Annotated in this window: 19 protein-coding genes, 1 pseudogene and 1 riboswitch; of the genes and pseudogenes, 11 read left to right on the forward strand and 9 right to left on the reverse strand. The window is 35.4% G+C overall.

Translation table 11 applies throughout. The features are described 5' to 3' along the window. Positions 1-7: 7 nt before the first annotated feature. Positions 8-1,015 carry an ABC transporter substrate-binding protein gene (locus tag BAQ49_RS04960; protein WP_071744411.1) on the reverse strand — a complete coding sequence of 336 codons (1,008 nt, stop codon included), beginning with the start codon at positions 1,013-1,015 and terminating at the stop codon, positions 8-10. A gap of 120 nt (positions 1,016-1,135) precedes the next feature. On the opposite strand from BAQ49_RS04960, the gene BAQ49_RS04965 reads away from it, so the two are divergent. From BAQ49_RS04965 to BAQ49_RS04980, 3 genes are all read left to right on the forward strand, one after another. Continuing rightward, positions 1,136-1,432, forward strand: a complete 297-nt coding sequence (locus BAQ49_RS04965; RefSeq protein WP_071744412.1) for a DUF3986 family protein — start codon at positions 1,136-1,138, stop codon at positions 1,430-1,432. An 11-nt stretch (positions 1,433-1,443) separates the two neighbouring features. Beyond that, entirely contained in the window at positions 1,444-1,674 is a 231-nt protein-coding gene (locus BAQ49_RS04970; protein ID WP_071744413.1) for a hypothetical protein, read from the forward strand. Between the two features lie 461 nt (positions 1,675-2,135). Beyond that, positions 2,136-2,750, forward strand: a complete 615-nt coding sequence (locus BAQ49_RS04980; protein ID WP_071744415.1) for a YwbE family protein — start codon at positions 2,136-2,138, stop codon at positions 2,748-2,750. Between the two features lie 45 nt (positions 2,751-2,795). Here the strand turns inward: BAQ49_RS04980 and BAQ49_RS04985 are convergent, their stop codons facing one another. Further along, entirely contained in the window at positions 2,796-4,049 is a 1,254-nt protein-coding gene (locus tag BAQ49_RS04985; RefSeq protein WP_071744416.1) for a glycosyltransferase family 39 protein, read from the reverse strand. Positions 4,050-4,341: 292 nt separating this feature from the next. Here BAQ49_RS04985 and BAQ49_RS04990 point away from each other — a divergent pair, with 292 nt between their 5' ends. Further along, the gene (locus BAQ49_RS04990; protein ID WP_071744417.1) at positions 4,342-6,408 is read left to right on the forward strand and encodes an LTA synthase family protein; all 2,067 of its coding nucleotides are present in this window, start codon (positions 4,342-4,344) and stop codon (positions 6,406-6,408) included. A gap of 355 nt (positions 6,409-6,763) precedes the next feature. Continuing rightward, a pseudogene (locus tag BAQ49_RS33430) lies at positions 6,764-7,115 on the forward strand (ABC transporter permease subunit); the annotation flags it as partial. Positions 7,116-7,159: 44 nt separating this feature from the next. On the opposite strand, the gene BAQ49_RS04995 reads toward BAQ49_RS33430, so the two are convergent. Together BAQ49_RS04995 and BAQ49_RS05000 are read right to left on the reverse strand one after the other, a co-directional pair. After that, on the reverse strand, positions 7,160-7,969 hold the full coding sequence (locus tag BAQ49_RS04995; protein ID WP_071744418.1) for an alpha/beta fold hydrolase: 810 nt from the start codon (positions 7,967-7,969) through the stop codon (positions 7,160-7,162). 21 nt (positions 7,970-7,990) lie between these two features. Next, positions 7,991-10,018, reverse strand: coding sequence for a catalase (locus tag BAQ49_RS05000; protein WP_071744419.1), 2,028 nt, complete (start codon positions 10,016-10,018; stop codon positions 7,991-7,993). Between the two features lie 172 nt (positions 10,019-10,190). Between BAQ49_RS05000 and BAQ49_RS05005 the strand changes: the two genes are divergently transcribed. Both BAQ49_RS05005 and BAQ49_RS05010 read left to right on the forward strand, forming a co-directional pair. Further along, complete coding sequence (locus tag BAQ49_RS05005) at positions 10,191-11,420, forward strand: ATP-binding protein (protein ID WP_071744420.1); 1,230 nt, start codon at positions 10,191-10,193, stop codon at positions 11,418-11,420. A 25-nt stretch (positions 11,421-11,445) separates the two neighbouring features. Beyond that, complete coding sequence (locus BAQ49_RS05010; RefSeq protein WP_071744421.1) at positions 11,446-12,663, forward strand: ATP-binding protein; 1,218 nt, start codon at positions 11,446-11,448, stop codon at positions 12,661-12,663. A gap of 148 nt (positions 12,664-12,811) precedes the next feature. On the opposite strand, the gene BAQ49_RS05015 is transcribed toward BAQ49_RS05010, so the two are convergent. Then, a complete protein-coding gene (locus BAQ49_RS05015) occupies positions 12,812-13,810 on the reverse strand; it encodes a hypothetical protein (RefSeq protein WP_071744422.1) in 999 nt (332 codons plus the stop codon). 128 nt (positions 13,811-13,938) lie between these two features. Next, the gene (locus BAQ49_RS05020; RefSeq protein WP_071744423.1) at positions 13,939-14,859 is read right to left on the reverse strand and encodes a Nif3-like dinuclear metal center hexameric protein; all 921 of its coding nucleotides are present in this window, start codon (positions 14,857-14,859) and stop codon (positions 13,939-13,941) included. A gap of 332 nt (positions 14,860-15,191) precedes the next feature. On the opposite strand from BAQ49_RS05020, the gene BAQ49_RS05025 reads away from it, so the two are divergent. Further along, positions 15,192-15,515: an iron-sulfur cluster biosynthesis family protein gene (locus BAQ49_RS05025; protein ID WP_071744424.1), complete on the forward strand. Its 324-nt coding sequence runs from the start codon at positions 15,192-15,194 to the stop codon at positions 15,513-15,515. A gap of 297 nt (positions 15,516-15,812) precedes the next feature. Then, the gene (locus BAQ49_RS05030) at positions 15,813-16,718 is read left to right on the forward strand and encodes a DMT family transporter (protein WP_071744425.1); all 906 of its coding nucleotides are present in this window, start codon (positions 15,813-15,815) and stop codon (positions 16,716-16,718) included. Between the two features lie 28 nt (positions 16,719-16,746). Here the strand turns inward: BAQ49_RS05030 and BAQ49_RS05035 are convergent, their stop codons facing one another. Continuing rightward, positions 16,747-16,968 carry a hypothetical protein gene (locus tag BAQ49_RS05035; RefSeq protein ID WP_002123250.1) on the reverse strand — a complete coding sequence of 74 codons (222 nt, stop codon included), beginning with the start codon at positions 16,966-16,968 and terminating at the stop codon, positions 16,747-16,749. Positions 16,969-17,259: 291 nt separating this feature from the next. On the opposite strand from BAQ49_RS05035, the gene BAQ49_RS05040 reads away from it, so the two are divergent. Next, on the forward strand, positions 17,260-17,643 hold the full coding sequence (locus BAQ49_RS05040) for an ATP synthase subunit I (protein ID WP_000624940.1): 384 nt from the start codon (positions 17,260-17,262) through the stop codon (positions 17,641-17,643). 123 nt (positions 17,644-17,766) lie between these two features. Here the strand turns inward: BAQ49_RS05040 and BAQ49_RS05045 are convergent, their stop codons facing one another. Beyond that, a complete protein-coding gene (locus BAQ49_RS05045) occupies positions 17,767-17,964 on the reverse strand; it encodes a hypothetical protein (protein ID WP_071744426.1) in 198 nt (65 codons plus the stop codon). Between the two features lie 290 nt (positions 17,965-18,254). Continuing rightward, a complete protein-coding gene (gene pckA / locus BAQ49_RS05050) occupies positions 18,255-19,841 on the reverse strand; it encodes a phosphoenolpyruvate carboxykinase (ATP) (protein ID WP_071744427.1) in 1,587 nt (528 codons plus the stop codon). A 228-nt stretch (positions 19,842-20,069) separates the two neighbouring features. Continuing rightward, positions 20,070-20,191, forward strand: a riboswitch (SAM riboswitch). A 169-nt stretch (positions 20,192-20,360) separates the two neighbouring features. Between pckA and metK the strand changes: the two genes are divergently transcribed. Then, positions 20,361-21,560, forward strand: coding sequence for a methionine adenosyltransferase (gene metK, locus BAQ49_RS05055; protein ID WP_000163112.1), 1,200 nt, complete (start codon positions 20,361-20,363; stop codon positions 21,558-21,560). The last annotated feature ends 32 nt before the right edge of the window (positions 21,561-21,592 follow it).

Here is a 21,592-nt window from a genome sequence, read left to right on the forward strand (position 1 = left end):
TTCGCCTCTATTTCTTAATAACGCTTTCGGCAATTTTTGTATTGACGAGCGTTTCATGTGGAACTTCTTTTTGCAATTCACCAGATTCTTTCATAATCGTTTGGAGCTGTTTCCATTCAGAAGCATCTAATAATGGATTTGTCGCATAAGAATGTTGTTTTTTGTAGCGCTCAATTACTTTCACTGAAATGTCTTTTGAAGTGTCTTTAAATAGTGGTGAAACAGCATTGGCAATCTCTTCTGGACTATGTGTATCAACCCATTGCTGCGCTTTATATAGTGCGCGCGTGAATTTTTCAGCAGCAGCTTTATCTTTCTTTAAGAAACTTTCCTTTGCCATAAATGTTGTATAAGGAACAGTGCCAGATTCAGCTCCGAAAGAAGCGACGATATAACCTTTTCCTTCTTTTTCAAGTATACTTGCAGTCGGTTCAAAGAGCTGTACAAATTCTCCTGTACCAGATGAAAAGGCATTTGCAATATTAGCAAACTCGATATTTTGAATTAAGTTCGTATCTTTGTGAGGATCAATGCCATTTTTCTTTAAAACATATTCCCCAACCATTTGCGGCATGCCGCCTTTACGCTGTCCTAAAAACGTAACGCCTTTTACGTCATTCCAATTAAAAGAATCTAATTTTTTACGAGAAACTAAAAATGTGCCATCTGTTTGTGTAAGTTGAGAAAAATTAATGACAGGATCTTTTGCTCCTTGTTGATGAACATAAATAGACGTTTCTGAACCAACAAGCGCAATATCGATTCCGCCAGATAAAAGAGCGGTCATCGTTTTATCTCCGCCAGCTGTTGTTTGTAAGTCAATATTTAAACCTTCCTCTTTAAAAAATCCTTTTTCAATTCCAACATATAATGGTGCGTAGAAAAGAGAGTGGGTAACTTCGCCAACGCGAATTTTTTGATCTTGTTCTTTCGTACTTTCCTTTGTGCTACTACAAGCAACGAATGTGAAAACAGCTAGTAACATGATGCAAAAAACGGTAATTAATTTTTTCACTATATGACACCTCCTAGAAGTCAATCTACAAGCATAATATGTAGGTAAGTGCCCATATGTGAGTATAGATAGCAGGAATTTTTTGGGTAATAAAGAAGTACAAATATAAGGGGTGATAAAATGGAGTATGAATACGACGATAGCGTTCATTTACATCTTGATTATTTCGGAACTGAATGTGATATGGAATCGATTGCTTATAAGAGGAAGCATGAAGACGTGTGGGATGTGTATTTTAATTTTGGAGTATACGGTCTTCAGAAAGAGGGGATAGAGACAGGCCGGTTTATGGACGAATATGCTGGTTATTATGTTTTTTCTGTACATGCTCGTGATTTGAGCTGGGAATTTGGAAGTGCACAGTTTGAGGAATGGGTCTTGAAGAACCATATCGTAGAAAGAACGCTTCAAAAATAGGGAGGAATTTCGTGGTTGAATTTCTCATCTTATTGTTTATTTGCGTAACTGGATTTTACATCATGCAAGTGCTCACTTACCGATTTGTAAAGAAAAATATTCATAAATACAAAAGATTGAAATTGGTTCATATGTGGTTAGATATGACTATGAAAAAGGGTCCGAGATTAGATTTTTTTGATTTTGTATTTATAGCAATCGTAAGTATCATATGGAAATTATGGATGCTTCCTCTTGTATAGTAAACATGCTAATCATCGTATCCTAATAAATTATGAAAAGAACCTGTCATATGACAGGTTCTTTTCTATAATAATAGTTTTCCGAAACTCGTGCTGACAAGTAAAACCGCGCTTGCAAAAATTATAGTAAAGATTATTTGTTTCTTTTTATAATTTAAAATGGTAATTGCTAAAAAAGAAAAGAGGATAAGGGTATGAGAAAACAATCCAAGTTCTAACGGCTTGTGAGAAATAATTTGAATGAAGAATGGAACATATAGTATGAAATAAATAATGAGGAACATGATTTTTAGAAACGAGATTATATGTGTATTCATATTGCCCCCCTTTTTTTCAATTGTAGCATGTAGTGTTACATGGGAAATCCAATGTATACGACAAATTACGACAAATGGGTTCATACATATTTGTTATTCTATTAAAGGTCATTATTTGTAATGTATATATAGGAGGATTTTTTAATGTTAAAGAAATTATTATTATTTGTACTTACGGGCTTATGTGTAGTTATTTTAACAGCTTGTAAAGATGAAGAGGACAAGCTGAAGGCAACGGAAGAACAGAAAATAGATGAAAAGAAAGTTGAAGAAGATAAGAAGGTAGAAGAGGAAAGTAAACAAGAACAACAACAAAAGGCAGCGGAAGAAAAGCATAAGCAGGAAGAGCAGCGAAGAGTAGAAGAAGAAAAGCGTAAGCAAGAAGAGCAGCAAAGGGTAGAAGAAAAAAAGCGTAAGCAGGAAGAGCAGCAAAGAGTAGAAGAAAAGCGTAAGCAAGAAGAGCAACAAAGAGTAGAAGAAGAAAAACGTAAGCAAGAACAGCAGAAGATCCAGCAACAACAGTCTGCACAACAAGAGAGAATGCAGAAACAAGAAAAAACAACAAAAGCAACGGGTGGGAAGCCGACAAGATCACAAATTTCGGTCGGTTCTCATGTAGTCATCCAATTAGATAAAGATTATAGTAAAACTGTGAGCGGTGTTGTGAAAGACATTTTAACAAACACGGAAACACATACGTACGGAATTAAAGTTCGATTACAAGATGGACAAATTGGCCGTGTTCAAAGTGTTGGATAAATAAAAAGAGGTCGTCCACATCATCTTTGGACGACCTCTTTTTTATTATGCTTGGTTAGTGCGGAAAAATGGAAGCTTCTGCACAGCGTAAACTAACCCATATGCAAGAATTAAGCACATAAGAGGGTTAATGAAAAATCCGTAGCGATTAATTGCTAAGAATAAGTTTGAGAAGATGATGTAAATAACAGAACCTGCTACTAGCATCATAACGCGTTTATGTTTAAATGAATTTAGCATGAAGCAGAAACCACTTAAGAATGTACCAATGATAAAGACTCTATGGCACATTTGTATAAAGTTATGAATACGGTATTGGTCTACAGCAGGAGCTGTTTTGAATAATTCAATTGTTTTACCGACAGTGAACCAAGAGAACCAATATGTGAAGTCCGTTTTAAATCCATTTTTGATTAAATCTTTTGCGTATGCCTCTTTATCATCTAAGCCCTGGGCTTTCATTTGATTAACTACATTTTCATAGCCAATTTTGTTAAACGGATCTGCACCGGCAATTAATGGGTCTGCACCTTGCGTTGAGAATAAGATAAATTGATTGAATGCTAAATAGTTACGAACAACCCAGGCCCCGATAATAAGGAACGGACCAATGAGCCATAATAATCCAATTCGAATGGAGTCTTTAAATCCATATGTGAACAAGACGACAAGAACAGGAATAAGCATCATTGGAGCTGGGTTTGGACGGAACATAAGTAAAATAGCAACAACAATTCCAAACCATATATGGAATTTTGTTTTATTGTATTTCCATGCAAGAACAAATACATACACGCTTAACGATAATAAGAATATTGAAGGAACTTCTGTTAGTAATGTACGGAAGTATGTATAGTTACTTGGATAAATAGCATATAAAATACTTGCGACAATTCCATAAATATTCTTTTCAAATAACTCTTTTCCTATTAAGAATACTAATAACACTGTGCCGAGGTTCAGTATCATATTAATGACAGTTGCCACGTAATAGTAAGGAAGTGATGTAACATCAGAAATAATCATGGCACCAGCTAATAATAGCGGCTGCCCTGGTGTGATGTATGCATTTTTTCCAGGAACTTCACTAGGTTCTAAATAAACATAGCCAAATACACCATGTTTTAATAATTGTTCAGCTGTTAACGAATAGTTAAAGGCATCATTTGCACCATATGTTACTTTGATTAACTCTCCATCTAATCCTGGTTGTTTTACTAGACAAAAAACGTGCAGTAGGAAAGAAAGCGCCAAAATTGCATATACCGCTTTAGGTAGATTTTTAAACTTATTTAGCAAAAATGAGCATCTCCTTTTTTATTATTACTTTCGTATTTTCATGATAAAGCCCTAATAGTATTAAGGTTTTCCAAAACATAGTTATTATATCATAAAGTGGAATGAAGGAATTTAGTTTTTTAAGAATGAATAGTTTGTATTCCAAAATTCAACTGTTAGTTAAGGGAGAATTAAGAAACTACAGTTATAGTAGAATCCAGTGTGAAGACGAAATGCATGAAAGTATGTTATCTTAATAGAAACTGTTTTTACGGTGCGGGGTGAAATTAATAAGCAGAAAAGAGGGAATGAATTGAGGGATAATTATTCATTTCATCAGCCAAGAAGAAGTATATTAATTTCAGCGCTTTTAAGTGGTTTAGTAACCTTATATGTTGTACCCACACTTTTCTTGATTTTAAAATATTTTAGTTTAGATGCGATGAAAGATATGTTAAATCAAAAAATTGTTTTAAGCATAATGATAATTTTGATGTGGGGTGTACTACTGTATGTTGCATATTTAAATAAAGGTATAGTTAATAAATTTAAACCGATTATTCGGATTTATATTAGAACTTTTTTAGTAGCTCATGCGGTTACTCTACTTTTTATTTTTATGCAAAATAATATGGATCTCGTAAATACAATGAATTGGATTTACAGCTATAATGCACAGTTTATATTTAGCTTAATTGTAATTTATGCGATATATGTCTTGGTGTACAACGTACTTGGAAAAGTTTTTTTGAGTACTATTTTGACAAGCAGTGTATTAATTATTTTGGCTATTGTAAATCACTTTAAAATTGTTTTTAGGGGAGAGCCGCTATATCCTTCTGATTTTACACAGATTGGCCATATGCAATCTGTTATACCGATGGTGATGGAATATTTTAGTTGGAGTTATATTTTTGTCGTTATCGTAAGTATTGTAGCTTGTATTATAGCGGGGATATATATTAGAAAATATATTCAAAGTGTAAAGATTCATCCAGGAGTAAGAGCCTTCTTAGTAGTAGGATCCGTTTTTGTTTTATATGCGTATGGTAATTTTACGAATACGTTTATGAATAAATGGTTCCAAAAGTCGGGTATAGAGTTCGTTTTGTGGAATCAAAATGAAAATTATGCTTTGAATGGTTTTGTGTTAGGCTTTATAAGTAATCTAGATACGACAGTCATTGAAAAGCCGAAAGATTATTCAAAAGAAAATATGCTTCAAATAGCAAACGACATAAAGAAACAATATGGTAGCAATATAGGGGCACAGAAGCAAGAAGAGAAACCAAATATTATTTTTGTAATGAGTGAATCGTTTTGGGATCCAACGAAATTAACGAATCTTTCCTTTAGTGAAGATCCTTTACCGAATTTGCATCATTATATAGAAAATTTTCCAGGTGGACAAACAATTTCGCCAACATTTGGAGGGAATACTGCGAACGTTGAATTTGAGGCGTTAACGAGTTATTCAATGAGTTTGTTAAAACCAGGATCTATACCATATCAGCAAGTCGTTACAAATAAAATAGAAATTCCATCCATTCCTCGAACGTTGAAAAAAGAAGGGTATTACACAAGCGCTATTCATTCGTTCGGTCGCTCATTTTTTAAACGGGATGATGTATATAAAGTGTTAGGTTTTGATAATTTTAATGCACAAGATACGATGGAAAATGTAGAAGTTGATGGAGATTATATTAGCGATTTATCTATAAGTAAAGAGATAATAGCTGAATTAGAGAAGCAAAAGAAACCTACGTTTGTTCATGCAGTTACGATGCAAAATCATTTTCCATTTACAGAAGGAAGATTTGGCGAAAATCAAATCGGGATTAGTGGATTAGAAAATGAAGAATCGAGGGCTGAATTAGAGACTTATACAGAAGGTTTAAGACGTTCAGATGAAGCTCTTCAATATTTAATAGAGCAACTAGATAGTCTAGATAGACCTACATTATTGGTGTTTTTTGGAGATCATCTCCCATCACTAGGAACAAATAAATCTCTTTATAAAGAGACTGGCTATATAACAAATGAAAAAACGCCAAGTGAACGATTAGCAATGGCACAAACGCCATTATTAATGTATGCCAATTTTGATATACCAAATGACAATCTAGGTTTAGTAAGTCCAATTTATTTTTCAAATCTTGTCCTTGATTATGCTGGATTAAATAAGGTACCGTTCTATCAATTTTTATCGAAGTTATATGAAGAAGTTCCCGTACTTCGTGACGAATTGATGACAGGAAAAGACGGAGAAGTAATAAAAAATTTAACAGCGAAACAAAAAGAAATGTTAAAGCAATATGAGTTTATTCAATATGACTTACTCGCCGGAAAGCAATATAGTAAGGATATATTATTTAAATAAGCGAAAAAAAGAACTTGTATACGATACAAGTTCTTTTTTCATAGTATTTAACGGGGTAAACAGACAATCTGGGTTTAGGGAGTATTACCTGTACATTTAGTATAAATTAAAATAGAATCGTTTTATTGATTGATTTGTGAGAAGTGTGTGAATTTTTCGTTTAGTTTATAATTGGATATTTTTTTATTCGGATATTCGCATGAAAAATCAGTTATAATTAAGGTGTGTGGTAATTTTAAAAAAAGAGGTGGGATATTGAATAGTTTTTGGGGCAGGAAAATAATAGAATTTATTATTTGTACCATTCTATATTCTATTTGCTATTATATATTACCGAGTGAATCGTATTACAGGAGGAGCTTCAAAGTGTCGGATTATTAGAAAGCATATATGATTGTATCTACAAGAAATTCTTGTCGTTCTTTGGGATTTTAATTGGAGGATGAGGTGTAGATTATGATACGGAGAAACCATACTCACTTACGAATGAATGGGCGGGTTTAATTGGTCTATACAAAAATGAATTTTTAGTAGCACCATGGATTGTCATTGCACCACTACTATTCTTTACTGTTTCTATATTCGTTTTACATATGATAATTAAAGGGATAAAGAAAGAGCCATATGAACAAAGACAGGAAAAGAAGGAAATAGATAAATCATTGTTCATTCTGGTGTTTTCTAAATCGATAGAAAAAGGTAGTTAAGAAAAAGAATTTGCAATAAGGGCAAATTCTTTTTTGTAAAGTAACTATGAATTTAAAAATTTAATAAGTTCTTTATTTAACTCATCCGCTTGATCGATAGGAGAGCCGTGCCCGCTATTTGTAAGAGGGGATATTTCAGAGTTTTTAATTCGCTCTTTTGTTAGCTCAGCGCTTTTATAAGGAATGAGTTGATCGTGAACACCGTGGAATATTTTTGTTGGGACGTTAATTTTACTTAAGTCCTTCGTTACGTCTTCGTTTGCAGCGGCTTGCAAAATTTTGATGAGAGCATATGAAGCGGACTGCATACCAAGATAAGAAAACCATTCTAACGTAGCAGCTCCTAAGTTTCTATTAAAAAATGATAAAGATACATCATTTAGAAATTTAGGCAAATTTACATACATTTGATTAATAAGGGTATCTGCTTGTTCTTTCGGTACGCCGTAAGGGGATTGTTGTTTTTTTACGAAAGAGGGGGAGACGGCATCGATTAATGCAAGTTTAGAAATATGGCGACCGTTATATCGTGACATGTATCGAATAGAAAGAGCACCGCCGACTGAGAAACCAACTAACGTAGCATTTTCTATTTGAAGTGCTTCTAATACAATTGCGATATCATCAGCTAAACGGTCATATGTGTAACCGGTCCATGGTTTATCAGATTGCCCGTTTCCGCGAATGTCCATGGCGACACAGCGAAACCCGTGCTGTGGTAAAACATTGAATTGATATTGAAACATTTGGTGATTCAAAGGCCATCCGTGTACGAAGAAAACAGTTTTACTGTCAGGACCTGGGTTCATATCTTGCACAAAAATATGTACATCTTTTTCCACTGTAACGAACATGATATATCCTCCTCATGCATTTTAATAGGCTCTCTCCCAAAAGCGCTGTTTTGTCATTGCCTGAATAAATTCATTCGCAAATAGAGTAGGGTTTTGTTCTGTTATAACGCCAGGCTTTTTTTCGATATTTAAAGATTGAATAATAGTAGTTCCATTTTGAAAAGCGCCAATGGGCTTAAAGTGATTATATGATTCTACGACAAATGAACTTGCTTTGTTAAGAAAATGATCATCAAGGTTTCCACCAATAAGAAATAGCCCGTCATAAAGAAGTGGTGATCCTGTTAAGAAAGTATCATCCACTTCCCACTGTACATTTTGTGTTCCTTGCACTATACCTAATCGTTCAGAAATAATTACTGGCTGCAGACCGACTCGTTTGAATTGCTGAAGCATAGATTGTGCGTTTTGTCCGTCATACCCGTTTGCAACAATGACACCTACCCGTAATGTACTTGGACTAAATGTTGTATTTGCCATACTGAGTGCTGGAGATGATTTTGTGACATTGGATTCTTGAACATCTGGTACTGTTGCCCCGACCGCTTCTGCGACTAAAGTAGCCAATTCTGTACTAATATGACCAATCATACTTACGACTTGTTGGCGAACGGATTTACTTTTTACTTTTCCTAATTCAAAGGAGAAGGCTTGCATAATATGGATTTTTTCGACGTGACTCATACTATTCCAAAAGAAGCGTGCTTGTGAGAAGTGGTCTTTAAAACTTGCAGATGTTTCTCTCGTTTTATGCCCAGATACAGTAGAAGGGTATGTAACAAATCCACCCTTTGTTCCGGGGACAGTGTAAGGAGAGTTATTAGCTAAGGAGTTATTATGATAAGCGACTTTCCCTTTATCAATTATATATTTAGAAGCACCATCTCTTTGGTTGTTATGAAACGGGCATACCGGACGATTAATCGGTAATTCTTGATAGTTTGTACCGACGCGCGCCAATTGTGTATCTGTATAAGAAAAGAGCCTACCTTGTAAGAGAGGATCATTTGTAAAATCAATACCACGGACAATGCTTCCAGGATGCAGCGCGACTTGTTCTGTTTCAGCAAATACGTTATCAACGTTCCGATTTAACGTCATTTTTCCGATGATTTTAACAGGGAAGTCTTCTTCCGGCCAAATTTTTGTTGCATCTAATATATCGAAATCGTATTTAAATTCATCCTCTTCTTCTAAAATTTGAATGCCAAGTTCATACTCAGGGTAGTTTCCAGCATTAATATTTTCCCATAAATCACGGCGATGATAATCTGGATCAGCACCGCCTAGTTTTTGAGCTTCATCCCAAATTAACGAGTGAACGCCAAGCTTAGGCTTCCAGTGGAATTTTACGAATCGGGACTTTCCGTGTGTATTAACTAAGCGAAATGTATGAACGCCGAATCCTTGCATCATTCGAAAACTTCTCGGAATTGAGCGATCCGACATAATCCACATCATCATCGCAGCTGATTCTTGATTATTGGCGATAAAGTCCCAAAAAGTATCATGTGCTGTTTGCCCCTGAGGAATCTCATTATGTGGCTCGGGTTTAAGAGCATGAATAAGATCCGGAAATTTAATACCATCTTGAATGAAGAAAATTGGAATGTTGTTTCCTACTAAATCGAAATTTCCTTCTTCTGTATAAAACTTAACAGCGAACCCTCGTACATCTCGGTTCGTTTCATTTGCACCTTTTGATACAGCAACTTCGGAAAAACGAATAAAAATAGGTGTCTTTTTAGATGGGTCTTGTAAAAAATGAGCCATTGTTAAGTCTTCTAAAGATTCATATAGCTCAAAAACACCATGTGCTCCGTAACCACGGGCATGAACGACTCTTTCAGGAATTCGTTCACGGTCAAAATGAGCGAGTTTTTCTCGCATAAGGAAATCTTCTAAAAGTGTAGGGCCACGATCGCCGGCGGTTAAAGAGTTTTCATCATTTGAAATTTTGACACCCGTATTCGTTGTCATCTCTTTTCCTTCATTGTTTTTCGTAAAGGATTGTAACTGTTCTATCTTCTTATTTTCCCGACTATCCATATAAAGCACCTCCCATACTATACGTATTATTGTTCATGGTTTTTATGCTTACATATGGTCTGGAGAAGTATATTATCTATGGATTGATTTTCCTCATTTGTTCAATTTATCTTTGTTTGTCTATGAAAATCATTTATTATAATAAATGGTATTCTTTTGAAGGGGTGTTGAAGTGGAAGAGAGTTTTCTATCAGCTAAAGAAGAAAAAACAAACGCTAAGATTTTCTTATGGGTAATACATATTATTTTAATTGTATATGAGGTTACATACACGATTATGATAGAAGATACAATGCCTTTAGGAAATTGGCATAAAGTGATATGGAAGCTTGCATATATTATGGTTATATTAGGTATTAGTGTTTACTTATTGGAGAGAGGAAAAGCGTATTTAGTTAAATATACATATTTATTTGCATACATGATCGCAGAGATTTTTAATATTGGATGGTATGTTTTTCATAATACAATAGCATTTGATGAAGGGAATGTAATTGAATTTATTTTCATTTTCTTCGTACCGATATTTTTGAGTAAAAGATATTTATTTATCTTAGCGCCATTTCTCATAGGGAAATATATGATATACCTATTTGTATTTGGAGAACTTAACTTGTTTATGTCTCTTGTTATCAATATGTTGTTGCTTTTCGTGTCATTTATTATTTTAAATCGATTTTTACAATATCTTTCAGCAGTAAAGGGACGTATTGCAGAAGCAAGTCAGTCACAAAAATTGGCGGTTATCGGAAAAATGGCAGCGACAGTTGGGCATGAAATTAAAAATCCACTTGCTTCATTAAAAGGGTTTACGCAATTACAAAAAGAGAAACACGAAAAAGATGCAACATATGGACAAATGATTCTTGAAATAGAAAATATGAATAACATGATTAGTGAATTAATGGAGATTGCTACATGTAAACCTTCTGTTTATGAAAAACATATTGTAAGTGATGTTTTAGTACAGGCAGTAGAAAATATGCGCGGAAAAATGGACGAGTTAAATATAAATTGCACCTTTAATGAAGAGGAAAATAGAAGTGAAATTGAATGTGATAAACGCAAATTAAAAGGAGTATTTTTGTATGTTATTAAAAATGCTTTAGAGGCAATGGAACATGGTGGAACATTAAAAATACAAGTTGAAAATAAAAAAAGAGATTACGTAATAGTAAGTATAGTAGATAGTGGCTTTGGGATAAAAAAGGATAATTTAGGAAGAGTTAAGAATGCTTTTTATACAACAAAGCAAGATAGAATTGGATTAGGTCTTACGGTAGCAGAGCGAATTATTACAGAGCATCTTGGAGAATTACATATTTCTAGTGAAGTAAAAAAGGGAACGAGAGTAGAAATACTGCTTCCGAAAAAACGTAAGAGCAATGTGACACAAGATTAAGAGGGGTTGTTAAAGGAGTTATCATATGGAAAAAGGCAATATATTTGAAAAAGAAGAGATAAAGGCGTTAAAAATATTTTCAAGCTTATTCTTCTTTATATTTTTTGCGTATGATTTTGCTGAAAAGGCTATGGTCCTTTTATCAGATGAAAATCAAAAACTAGCAGATGTTTTTGGAGAAGGATTAGGTCTATGGCTACATAGTTTGATGATTGGATTATTCCTTGTCGGATTTTATATAATAAAATGGGAAAAGCCGTATATTGTGAAGTATATTATTTTAATTGGCTATAACATATTGGATTTTATTAATAACTTCATTATTTATTACGGAAGTGATGCGGAATTTGATGGTGGGAATATAGTAGAAGGATTCTTTATTTTATTTGCACCGATATTTGTGAATAAGAGGTACTTTTGGTTAGTTGCCGGAACTATTGTTGGAAAATATGTACTTATGGGATTCGTTGTACAATCTTTTATCGTTCTTATCCCAATGGCATTATACAGCGCGTTTGTTATTATATGTTGGATTATATTCTTAAGATTCCAATCTTACGTTCGTACACTTGAAATGATGGACAAAGAAATACAAAAGGTAGAAAAATTAGCGATGGTTGGACAAATGGCAGCTGTAATTGGCGATAAGATTAGAAGACCGTTAGAAAAATTGAAAAAACTTGTGAACAAGCAAGCAAAAAAACATCCAGAAGATAAGATTTATAGTGAAATTATGAGACAGGAAATAGAGCGAATTCATACAATAGCTACAGAACTCAGTGGGTTTGAGAAGCCTAAATCGCTAGAGTCAGAAACTCATAATATTAAAGAAATTATCTCTTATGTTATCAGGGTTATGGAAAAGCCAGCTTTAGAACAAGGGATAAAGATGCATGCTATTTATAGTAAAGATATCCCTTCAATTACATGCGATGAAAAACGATTGAAACAAGTATTTTTTAATTTAATAAAAAATGCGATTGAAGCAATGTCAGTTGGTGGAACTATTACTGTGAAAGTTATAGTGAAAGATGTAATCATTGTGCAAATTATAGATGAGGGATGCGGCATTCCAAAAGATAAAATTCCGAAGCTGAATGAAGCTTTTTACACAACGAAAGAAACTGGAACAGGCTTAGGATTAGTAGTTACGGAAAATATTATTAAAGATCACCACGGTAAATTGAACTTTGAAAGTGAAGTTGGAGTTGGAACGACTGTTGAGATTATGTTGCCGATTTAATGATAGTGTAAGAGATAAATAGAAAACATCACTTAATCAAAAGTGATGTTTTTTTGATTTATCTTGCGTTAAGATCCAATTGGTTCAACCAATAATCAGTAGGGAAGGGATCCCCCTACTGATTAAAGTTTTTTCTATAGAGTACAGTTTAAATAGAGGTAATCAGAAAAATGGAGTATATAGCACTGTCAGTAATCCCAGGGCTAATATAAAGGCATAATGCATCTCCTCTGGAAACTGGATTTCCAGTTGTTGTACTAGTCCAAATAACAGTGGCAGGTCCCGGTAAAGGGGTAGGATCATACACTTGAACCAGCTGTGATCCAACGTCTGAAGGAGTAATAGCAAATGTGATTGTTCCAGTGATTTTAGCCGTAGTGGTAAAAGTAATAGTAGATATAACGTGATTAGAGGTAGGGGCGGAAAGGTTTGTTGGGACATTAGTGCAGATTTGAATTGTATAAACTTCTATAGGCAAATTATTTACATTTATAGATGCAGAAAAACCAGCTATATTTCCAGATCCAGCAACTACATAAGGAATAATATTGGAATCAACTGCTGGAGCACCTGCTATACGTTGAAACCCAGTGTTAGTTCCTTGGAAAAGGATGCTTTTTGCTGAACTGCTACCGGTGTTTCCAGTGCTCCCGGTAGTCCCAGTGATGCCAGTAGGTCCAGTGCCTCCGGTAGTCCCAGTGATTCCGATAGGTCCAGTGTTTCCAGTAGGTCCAGTGTTCCCGGTAGGTCCAGTAATGCCAGTGGATCCAGTGCTCCCGGTAGTCCCAGTGTTTCCAGTAGGTCCGGTGCTCCCGGTAGGTCCAGTAGCTCCAGTAGGACCACCTTCTACCAATACGATATAATCTGGAGATACATTCGGAAAACCTTGAGGTGCATCTTTTTTTACAACATAGCCGCTACTCGTGTAAGTCACAACTTGTCCTGTTTTATAGTTAGGAGCGGCTGCTAGACTAAAAGCGGTAGTACTTTGTAAACCAGCCCCGGTAGGCCCAGCAGAACCAGTAGGTCCAGTAGGTCCAGTAGGTCCAGTGGCGCCAGTAGAACCAGTAGAACCAGTAGGTCCAGTGCTTCCGATAGAACCACTGTTACGTCTACCGTCACAACTAAAACAATTGCGTTGATACATGTACTTTCTCCTTTCTATATTTTTGAAAATCTATTATAAAAGTAGAACCACTATATATATATTATAGATTCTATATTTTTGTGTGGCCGATTGTATTGTGTATATAGATTTCAAAAATAGGGGAGGTCTTATAACCACCATTTTTCCTGTGGAAGCAAAGTAACATTCGCACCAAAATTCTCTTTAAACCAATCATACATCAATGTCTCTTTCACTAAATATTCAGAGGCAGAGTGTGACACACCGATGAGTGACATATTTGTTTCTTTTACGTAATCCATAATGAGCGAGTATTTATGCCTGCCGTAATCATTGTCGATATGGCAATGGATTTCTCCTGTAATATATGCTTCAGCACCTTTTTCTTCTGCTTCTTTCATTAAAGATACGACATCGCCGCAGCCAGCGATAATTGCAATTTTCTTGATGAAATCATGTTGTTTACCTTCGAAGTCTGTATAAGGAATGTTAAAGAGTTTTTTTAGATGTTTTTGGAGTTTTTCTGTTGTTGTTTCATCTATTTCACAAATGAGACCGACTGGTTCTGTTTCTGGACCACCGTAAGCAAACCCGTCAATTACATTGGCTTGTAGTGCTTTTGCGATTGAAATGCTAGTTCCATGCGTTTGATGAAAATCCATTGGAACGTGACATGTATATATAGAAAGTTGTTTTTCTTTAATTGCCTGCAAATATTTTGATGAAATTGGAGTAAATCCTCGCCCTGACTTTCCGAGTGGATCACCGCACTCCATCACAATTGGATGGTGCATGAAGAGTAAATCACCTGGCCTGGATTGTGAAATGAATTTTTCGAGAACATCATCAGTTGGGAACACAGCTAAAAAGATTGTGTTTACATTTTCAGCGCCTCTTATCATAAGACCGTTAAATAGCTCAACAAAAGTTGCTTCGAAAAATTGTTGCCATGGAAACTGGATTTGATCATATGTAGCTGGAAGGAAACGACTAAAGGAACTGTCTTTTCCGTATTTTTCAATTTGGAATAAATGATTAAGTGATTGTTCTATTTCTTTTAAAGCTGGCATGTTGTGTTACCCTCCTTAAAATAATCCTTACCCTGTTAGTTGTTTTTGTTTTTCATGGCAAAATAAGAAGCGGATAGGAAGCACAAAAAACCTAGAATCCAACCGATAGAAGGAGAATAGGGAAGTATATGTTGTAATACCATTCCGCTAGAAATAAAAAAGCTACCGAGTAGACCTAAGAAGATGGGGTATCGCAGTAATTTGAACATACGTGATACAACCTCCTTTATTACATATAGCGTACATTAGTCTTAATTTTCTGTATATATTTTTTGAGAAAAATGGTGGTACAATATATGAAGGATACGAGAAGAGAGGATGAAGATTAACGTATGTACGTTACTGTAACAGAAGCAGCATATAAAAAGATTATGGATACGATTCCAAATGAAGCGAAATATATAAAGTTATTTTACGATAATGAAGGTTGCGGTTGTGTAATGAGCGGAATCATCGATTTAGTAGCTGTAGCGGAAAAAGATGAGCGCGATGTGGATATCGAATCCAGCGCAATGAATTTTATTGCAGATCGCACAAAGCTTGTATTTATGGATGATAAGTTAACCGTTGATTGGCATGAAGGTGGAGGAACTTTTCAGCTGAAGAGCCCAAGCCAATTTTATAATCCAACTATGAAGTTACATGTTCGAGTGTAGTAAAAGGAAGGTGGTTCCAAAATGTATTTTGGAACCACCTTTTTATTGTATGAGGTGCTATTATTGTCGTTTTTTGTTGATAAGTCGATATATTTGAAAAATCGCTGATATATTTTGAGTTACGGTCGATATATTCGAAAAATCGCTGATATATTTTGAGTTACGGTCGATATATTCAGAAAATCGCCGATATAATTTTATTTACCAAAAGAAGGCTTAATAAAAAGATTTTTTCACATAATGAAATGTACATATGATTGAATTTTCTGTATAATTTTCTTTGCGGAGGGGATACGCATGAGAAAATGGGGAATTGAATTATTAATTTTAAGTGTTGTTATTATTTGGGGTATTAACTATACGATTGCAAAATATGGATTTTTAGAATTTACCGCAATTGAATTTACCGCGCTTCGAATGATGGCTGCGGCACCACTACTGTTATTACTTACATTCTTTATTGAAAAATCGCTTTATATGGAGCGAAAAGATATACCAAGATTAATCATCGTTAGCACGGTAGGTATTGTACTGTATCAAACGCTATTTATGGAAACTGTCAAATATACATCCGCTACAAATGCCTCCTTACTCATTTCTATTTCACCAATTTTTACAACTGTATTTGCGATTTTCTTGAAACAAGAAAAATTTTCTTCTCGAAAGTTCATTGGTTCTATGATTGCCTTTGCCGGTGCTGCATTAGTTTTAGTAGCTGGTCATTCACTCGCTAGTTCTTTTTACGGAAATGGAATTGGACTAATTACATCGATATGCTGGGGGCTTTATCCTGTTTTAGCAGGACCGTTAATTAAAAAGTACTCGGCACTACGTGTTACGGCATGGTCGGCATTAGTTGGCGCAATCCCGCTTTTATTGTTAAGTGGTCCACATGTATTTGCCATGCCATTTCGTATTACACACGGAATGACACTATTTGCCTTACTATATTCTATTTTCTTTGTAACAGTATTCGGCTTAGTTATGTGGTATGTTGGTGTCCAAAAAATTGGAGCATCACATACGATGGTATATATGTATATTACACCGCTTGTAGCTGTTTTATTTGCAGCTGTATGGGCAAATGAATATGTTTCATTACAACAAGTAATCGGTGGAATCATCATTTTCTTCGGTCTATGGTTTGTGAAATCAGAGAAAGTAAAGGTGCATGCTACTGTAGAAAAACTTATATCAAAATAGGAAAACAGATCACCTATGATCTGCTTTCCTATTTTTTTATTTTTGGTAAGAAGATGAGAAATAAGATCGCAGTAATAAGTGGAATTAAGTTTAAAAATGGAATACGGAAGAGTGTAATAAGAATAATACCTGGAAGAAGAACACCGAGGACAGCATAGAAAATACTATGTTTTTTCGTGTACCAATATAAGGAAAGTCCAATAAGTGCAGGGACAATGAGGTGAATGAGAGCCATTAAAAAATAAATCATTAGACGCCCCCTTTATTTATGTGTTTATTACATCATATCCGTATGTTCATAGATTGATATCACTTTTTTCATAATTGGACGGAAAATGTTTTGAAAAACGTCACATTTGTGAGGGATTCTATATTAATAATCTTGTATAATATTATTTTCTAAAAACATTTTAACAACATAAACATACTGTTTATGTTGTTTTATTTGAGTGAAATGGATTTTAAGTAGTATGGACTCGAAAGAAATGAGTTATACAGCTTTTGTTGGATAAATAGAAAAAACATTGAAGGGGAGTACAGCATGATTAGTATGTCATTAAGATCGTTTAAAATTCAATCGTATTATCTACTAGGTATTCTGTTATTAGGCTGGATGTTAACACCGTTTTCAGCACATTTTCTCGGTGCTGGAATTGGACTTATTGTAAGTATGTACTGTGTTTGGCTTTTAGGGAGACGGATTGAAAAGCTTGGAGATAGTCTCGTAAAGAAGACGAAGGCGCCGACGCTTGGTATGTTTAATCGCTTTGCAGCTGCCATTTTAGGTGCTATTATTATGTACGAGATTGAGCACCATATGGTTATGTGGGCATTTGCAGTAGGGATTATGGGCGGTTATTTCTTAATTGTTGTTAATTTAGGATACTATAGTATGAAAGATGAGAAAGAATTAACAAAGAGCTAAAAGAGATAAAAAGATAAAAAGCCTCTTTTTAGATGGAATAGAGGATTCAGCGAAGGGTAGTACAACAGGAAGCGAAACTTTGCATAAAATACAGGTTTCTGCTTCCAATAAGTTAATATGAAATCACGTATTAGTATGACTCTTAGGTTCTTTAAAAAAATTGGATATAATACAACAAACTAGTCCAGTAATTAGAATAATGTATTTTATCATTTCACTTGTATGCTCAAATAAATTAACGTTAAGCATCACAAGTCCCCAAAACATTTGAATCGCTCCATAACTGAATAAAATTTTTCCTGTACGAGAAAAATTTTTCATAGGACTGCTCCTTTCCTGTATATGTAAATTTTACCATGAAAACTAAAAAATGAATGTTTATAAAGTGAATTTTCTGTAATTTTACGAGCTAAGTCACAGATGAAGGGATTAATGTTTCACTTTATATAAGATATAGAAAGAAGCTTACGTAAAAAACGTAAGCTTCTTTTTTATGTAAGTGTGTGTAACCGTTAAGCCGCATTGGGTTTTGTCGGTGAGTACGCGAAACTTTACGGTTACACGACACTTATTCATATGAGTAAAGGGTTATTCCAACAGAAAGTTTATACTTAAGCGATTGGGCCGCCTAAGTTAATAATATCTTCAGAAACGCTATCAAACTTTTTGAAGTTTGCTTTGAATTCGTTTGCAAGCTCAATTGCTTTCACTTTGTAAGCATCTTTATCAGCCCAAGTTTGTTCAGGCATTAATACTTCGTCAGGTACACCTGGTACGTGAAGTGGAACTTCAAGACCGAAGATGTCGTGTTTCGCAGTTTCAGCTTTTGCAAGTTCGCCACTTAATGCTGCTTGAATCATTGCGCGAGTGTAACCTAAGTTCATACGTTTACCAACGCCGTATTCGCCACCAGTCCAGCCAGTGTTTACTAAGAATACTTTCGCATCATGTTTCTCGATTTTTTCACCAAGCATTTCAGCATAGCGAGATGCATCAAGTGGTAAGAACGGTGAACCGAAGCAAGTTGAGAATGTAGCTTGCGGAGATGTAACGCCGCGCTCTGTTCCTGCTAGTTTACTAGTGTAACCGCTTAAGAAATGGTACATAGCTTGCTCTTTTGATAACTTACTGATTGGAGGCAATACGCCAGATGCATCAGCAGTTAAGAAAATAATTGTATTTGGATGTCCTGCAACACTTGGTAGTACGATATTGTCAATCGCATGCATAGGGTATGCAGCACGTGTATTTTCTGTTAAAGTAGTATCGTTATAGTCAGCGATGCGTGTTTGGCCATCAATGACAACGTTTTCTAAAACTGAACCGAATTTGATCGCATCGAAGATTTGTGGTTCTTTCTCATGAGAAAGGTTTACACATTTCGCGTAGCAACCGCCTTCAATATTGAATACGCCGTTATCAGACCAACCGTGCTCATCATCACCGATTAATTTACGGTTTGGATCAGCGGATAATGTTGTTTTACCTGTTCCAGATAAACCGAAGAATAATGCTACGTCGCCTTCTTCACCTACGTTTGCAGAGCAATGCATAGAAAGAATGTCTTGTTCAGGTAGTAAGAAGTTCATAATAGAGAAGATTGATTTTTTCATTTCTCCAGCATATTCTGTACCACCGATTAGTACGATACGTTGTTCAAATGAAACCATAATGAATGCTTCAGAATTTGTACCGTCAACTGCTGGATCTGCTTTAAAGTTTGGTGCAGAAACAATTGTGAACTCTGATTCATGAGTTGCTAATTCTTCTTCAGTTGGACGAATAAATAATTGATGTACGAACAAATTATGCCATGCGTATTCGTTAACAACTTGAATTGGTAGGCGATAGTTGCGGTCAGCGCCAGCAAATCCTTTGAAGACGAATAACTCTTCTTTTTCTTTTAAGTATTCTAAAACTTTCGTATATAATTTATTAAAATGTTCTTCAGAAATCGGTTGGTTCACAGCTCCCCAAGCAATTTTGTCAGCAACCGATGCTTCCTTCACAATAAATTTATCTTTAGGAGAACGTCCTGTGTATTTTCCTGTTGAAGCAGAAACGGCACCAGTAGAAGTTAATTTCCCTTCATTTCGCATTAATACTTTTTCCACTAATTGCGGAACACTTAGTTGAATCTGTGCATTGCTTCCGTTCAATAATTCATGTAAACCAATTTGGACATTCACAGTACTCATATTTATATACCATCCTTTTCATTTAATGAAATATTTCTCGTAATCCCCATCAAGAGTATAACACAATTATATAAATAATGTATACTATTTATTTATTTTTGTTTGTGTGAATGTATTATTTCCTTATTTATATTTCATTCCATACGTATTGAGAAAAACTTTCAGGAAAATGTGAATATTAATTGACAAATGAATATCATTTCTTTAGTATAGGTTGGGACGGATACTCTCTTATCCCGAGCTGGCGGAGGGACAGGCCCGATGAAGCCCAGCAACCTCACTTGTAGTGGTAAATACAGGTGAATAGGTGCTAAAACCTGTGCGAGGCTAATGGTCTCGAACGATAAGAGCAAAGGGCAAAAAGCAGTATGCAAGTAGCAAATTAAACCTTTCCTCTATGTTAAGTGGGAAAGGTTTTTCTGTATGCTTGTGTGGGAGAATAAATGTATGTCGCAGTTTGTGGCAAATTAAGGATGAGTTCCGTACAATATATACAATTACTGTAGGGAGGTTTACCACATGACAAAAAAACGTCATCTGTTCACATCTGAGTCTGTAACTGAAGGACATCCAGATAAAATTTGTGACCAAATTTCTGATTCAATTTTAGATGCGATCTTATCAAAGGACGCAAATGCACGTGTAGCTTGTGAAACAACTGTAACAACTGGTTTAGTATTGGTAGCGGGGGAAATTACGACTTCTACTTATGTAGATATTCCGAAAATCGTTCGTGAAACAATTCAAGGCATTGGTTACACACGTGCAAAATATGGATTCGATGCAGAAACTTGTGCAGTTTTAACATCTATCGATGAGCAATCTGCTGACATCGCTATGGGTGTTGACCAAGCGCTAGAAGCACGCGAAGGTCTAATGACTGACGCTGAGATTGAGGCAATTGGTGCGGGAGACCAAGGTTTAATGTTTGGCTTCGCATGTAATGAAACACAAGAATTAATGCCACTTCCAATCTCGCTTGCTCACAAATTAGCTCGCCGTTTAACTGAAGTACGTAAAGATGACACATTATCATACTTACGTCCGGATGGAAAAACGCAAGTTACAGTTGAGTATGATGAAAATGGTAAACCTGTACGTGTGGATACAATTGTAATTTCTACACAACATCATCCAGATGTTACATGGGAAGAAATCGATCGCGATTTAAAAGAGCATGTAATTAAAGCTGTAGTTCCAGCTGAATTAATGGATGGAGAAACGAAATTCTTCATTAACCCAACTGGTCGCTTCGTAATTGGTGGACCTCAAGGTGATGCTGGTTTAACAGGACGTAAAATCATCGTTGATACTTACGGTGGATACGCTCGCCACGGTGGCGGTGCATTCTCTGGTAAAGATGCAACAAAAGTTGACCGTTCTGCAGCATATGCAGCTCGTTATGTTGCGAAAAACATCGTAGCAGCTGGTCTTGCTGACAAAGCAGAAGTACAACTTGCATACGCAATTGGCGTAGCGCAACCAGTATCAATTTCAGTTGATACATTTGGCACTGGTAAAGTATCTGAAGACGTACTAGTAGAACTAGTTCGTAACAACTTCGATCTTCGCCCAGCTGGTATTATTAAAATGCTAGACTTACGTCGCCCGATTTACAAACAAACAGCAGCTTACGGCCACTTTGGACGTACTGATGTAGATCTTTCATGGGAACGTACAGACAAAGCTGTAGCTTTAAAAGAGCAAGCTGGTCTATAATATATGAAAAAAAGCTTTGCGCGGTGAGCGCA

Source organism: Bacillus proteolyticus (genome assembly GCF_001884065.1).
Taxonomy (GTDB): Bacteria; Bacillota; Bacilli; order Bacillales; family Bacillaceae_G; genus Bacillus_A; species Bacillus_A proteolyticus.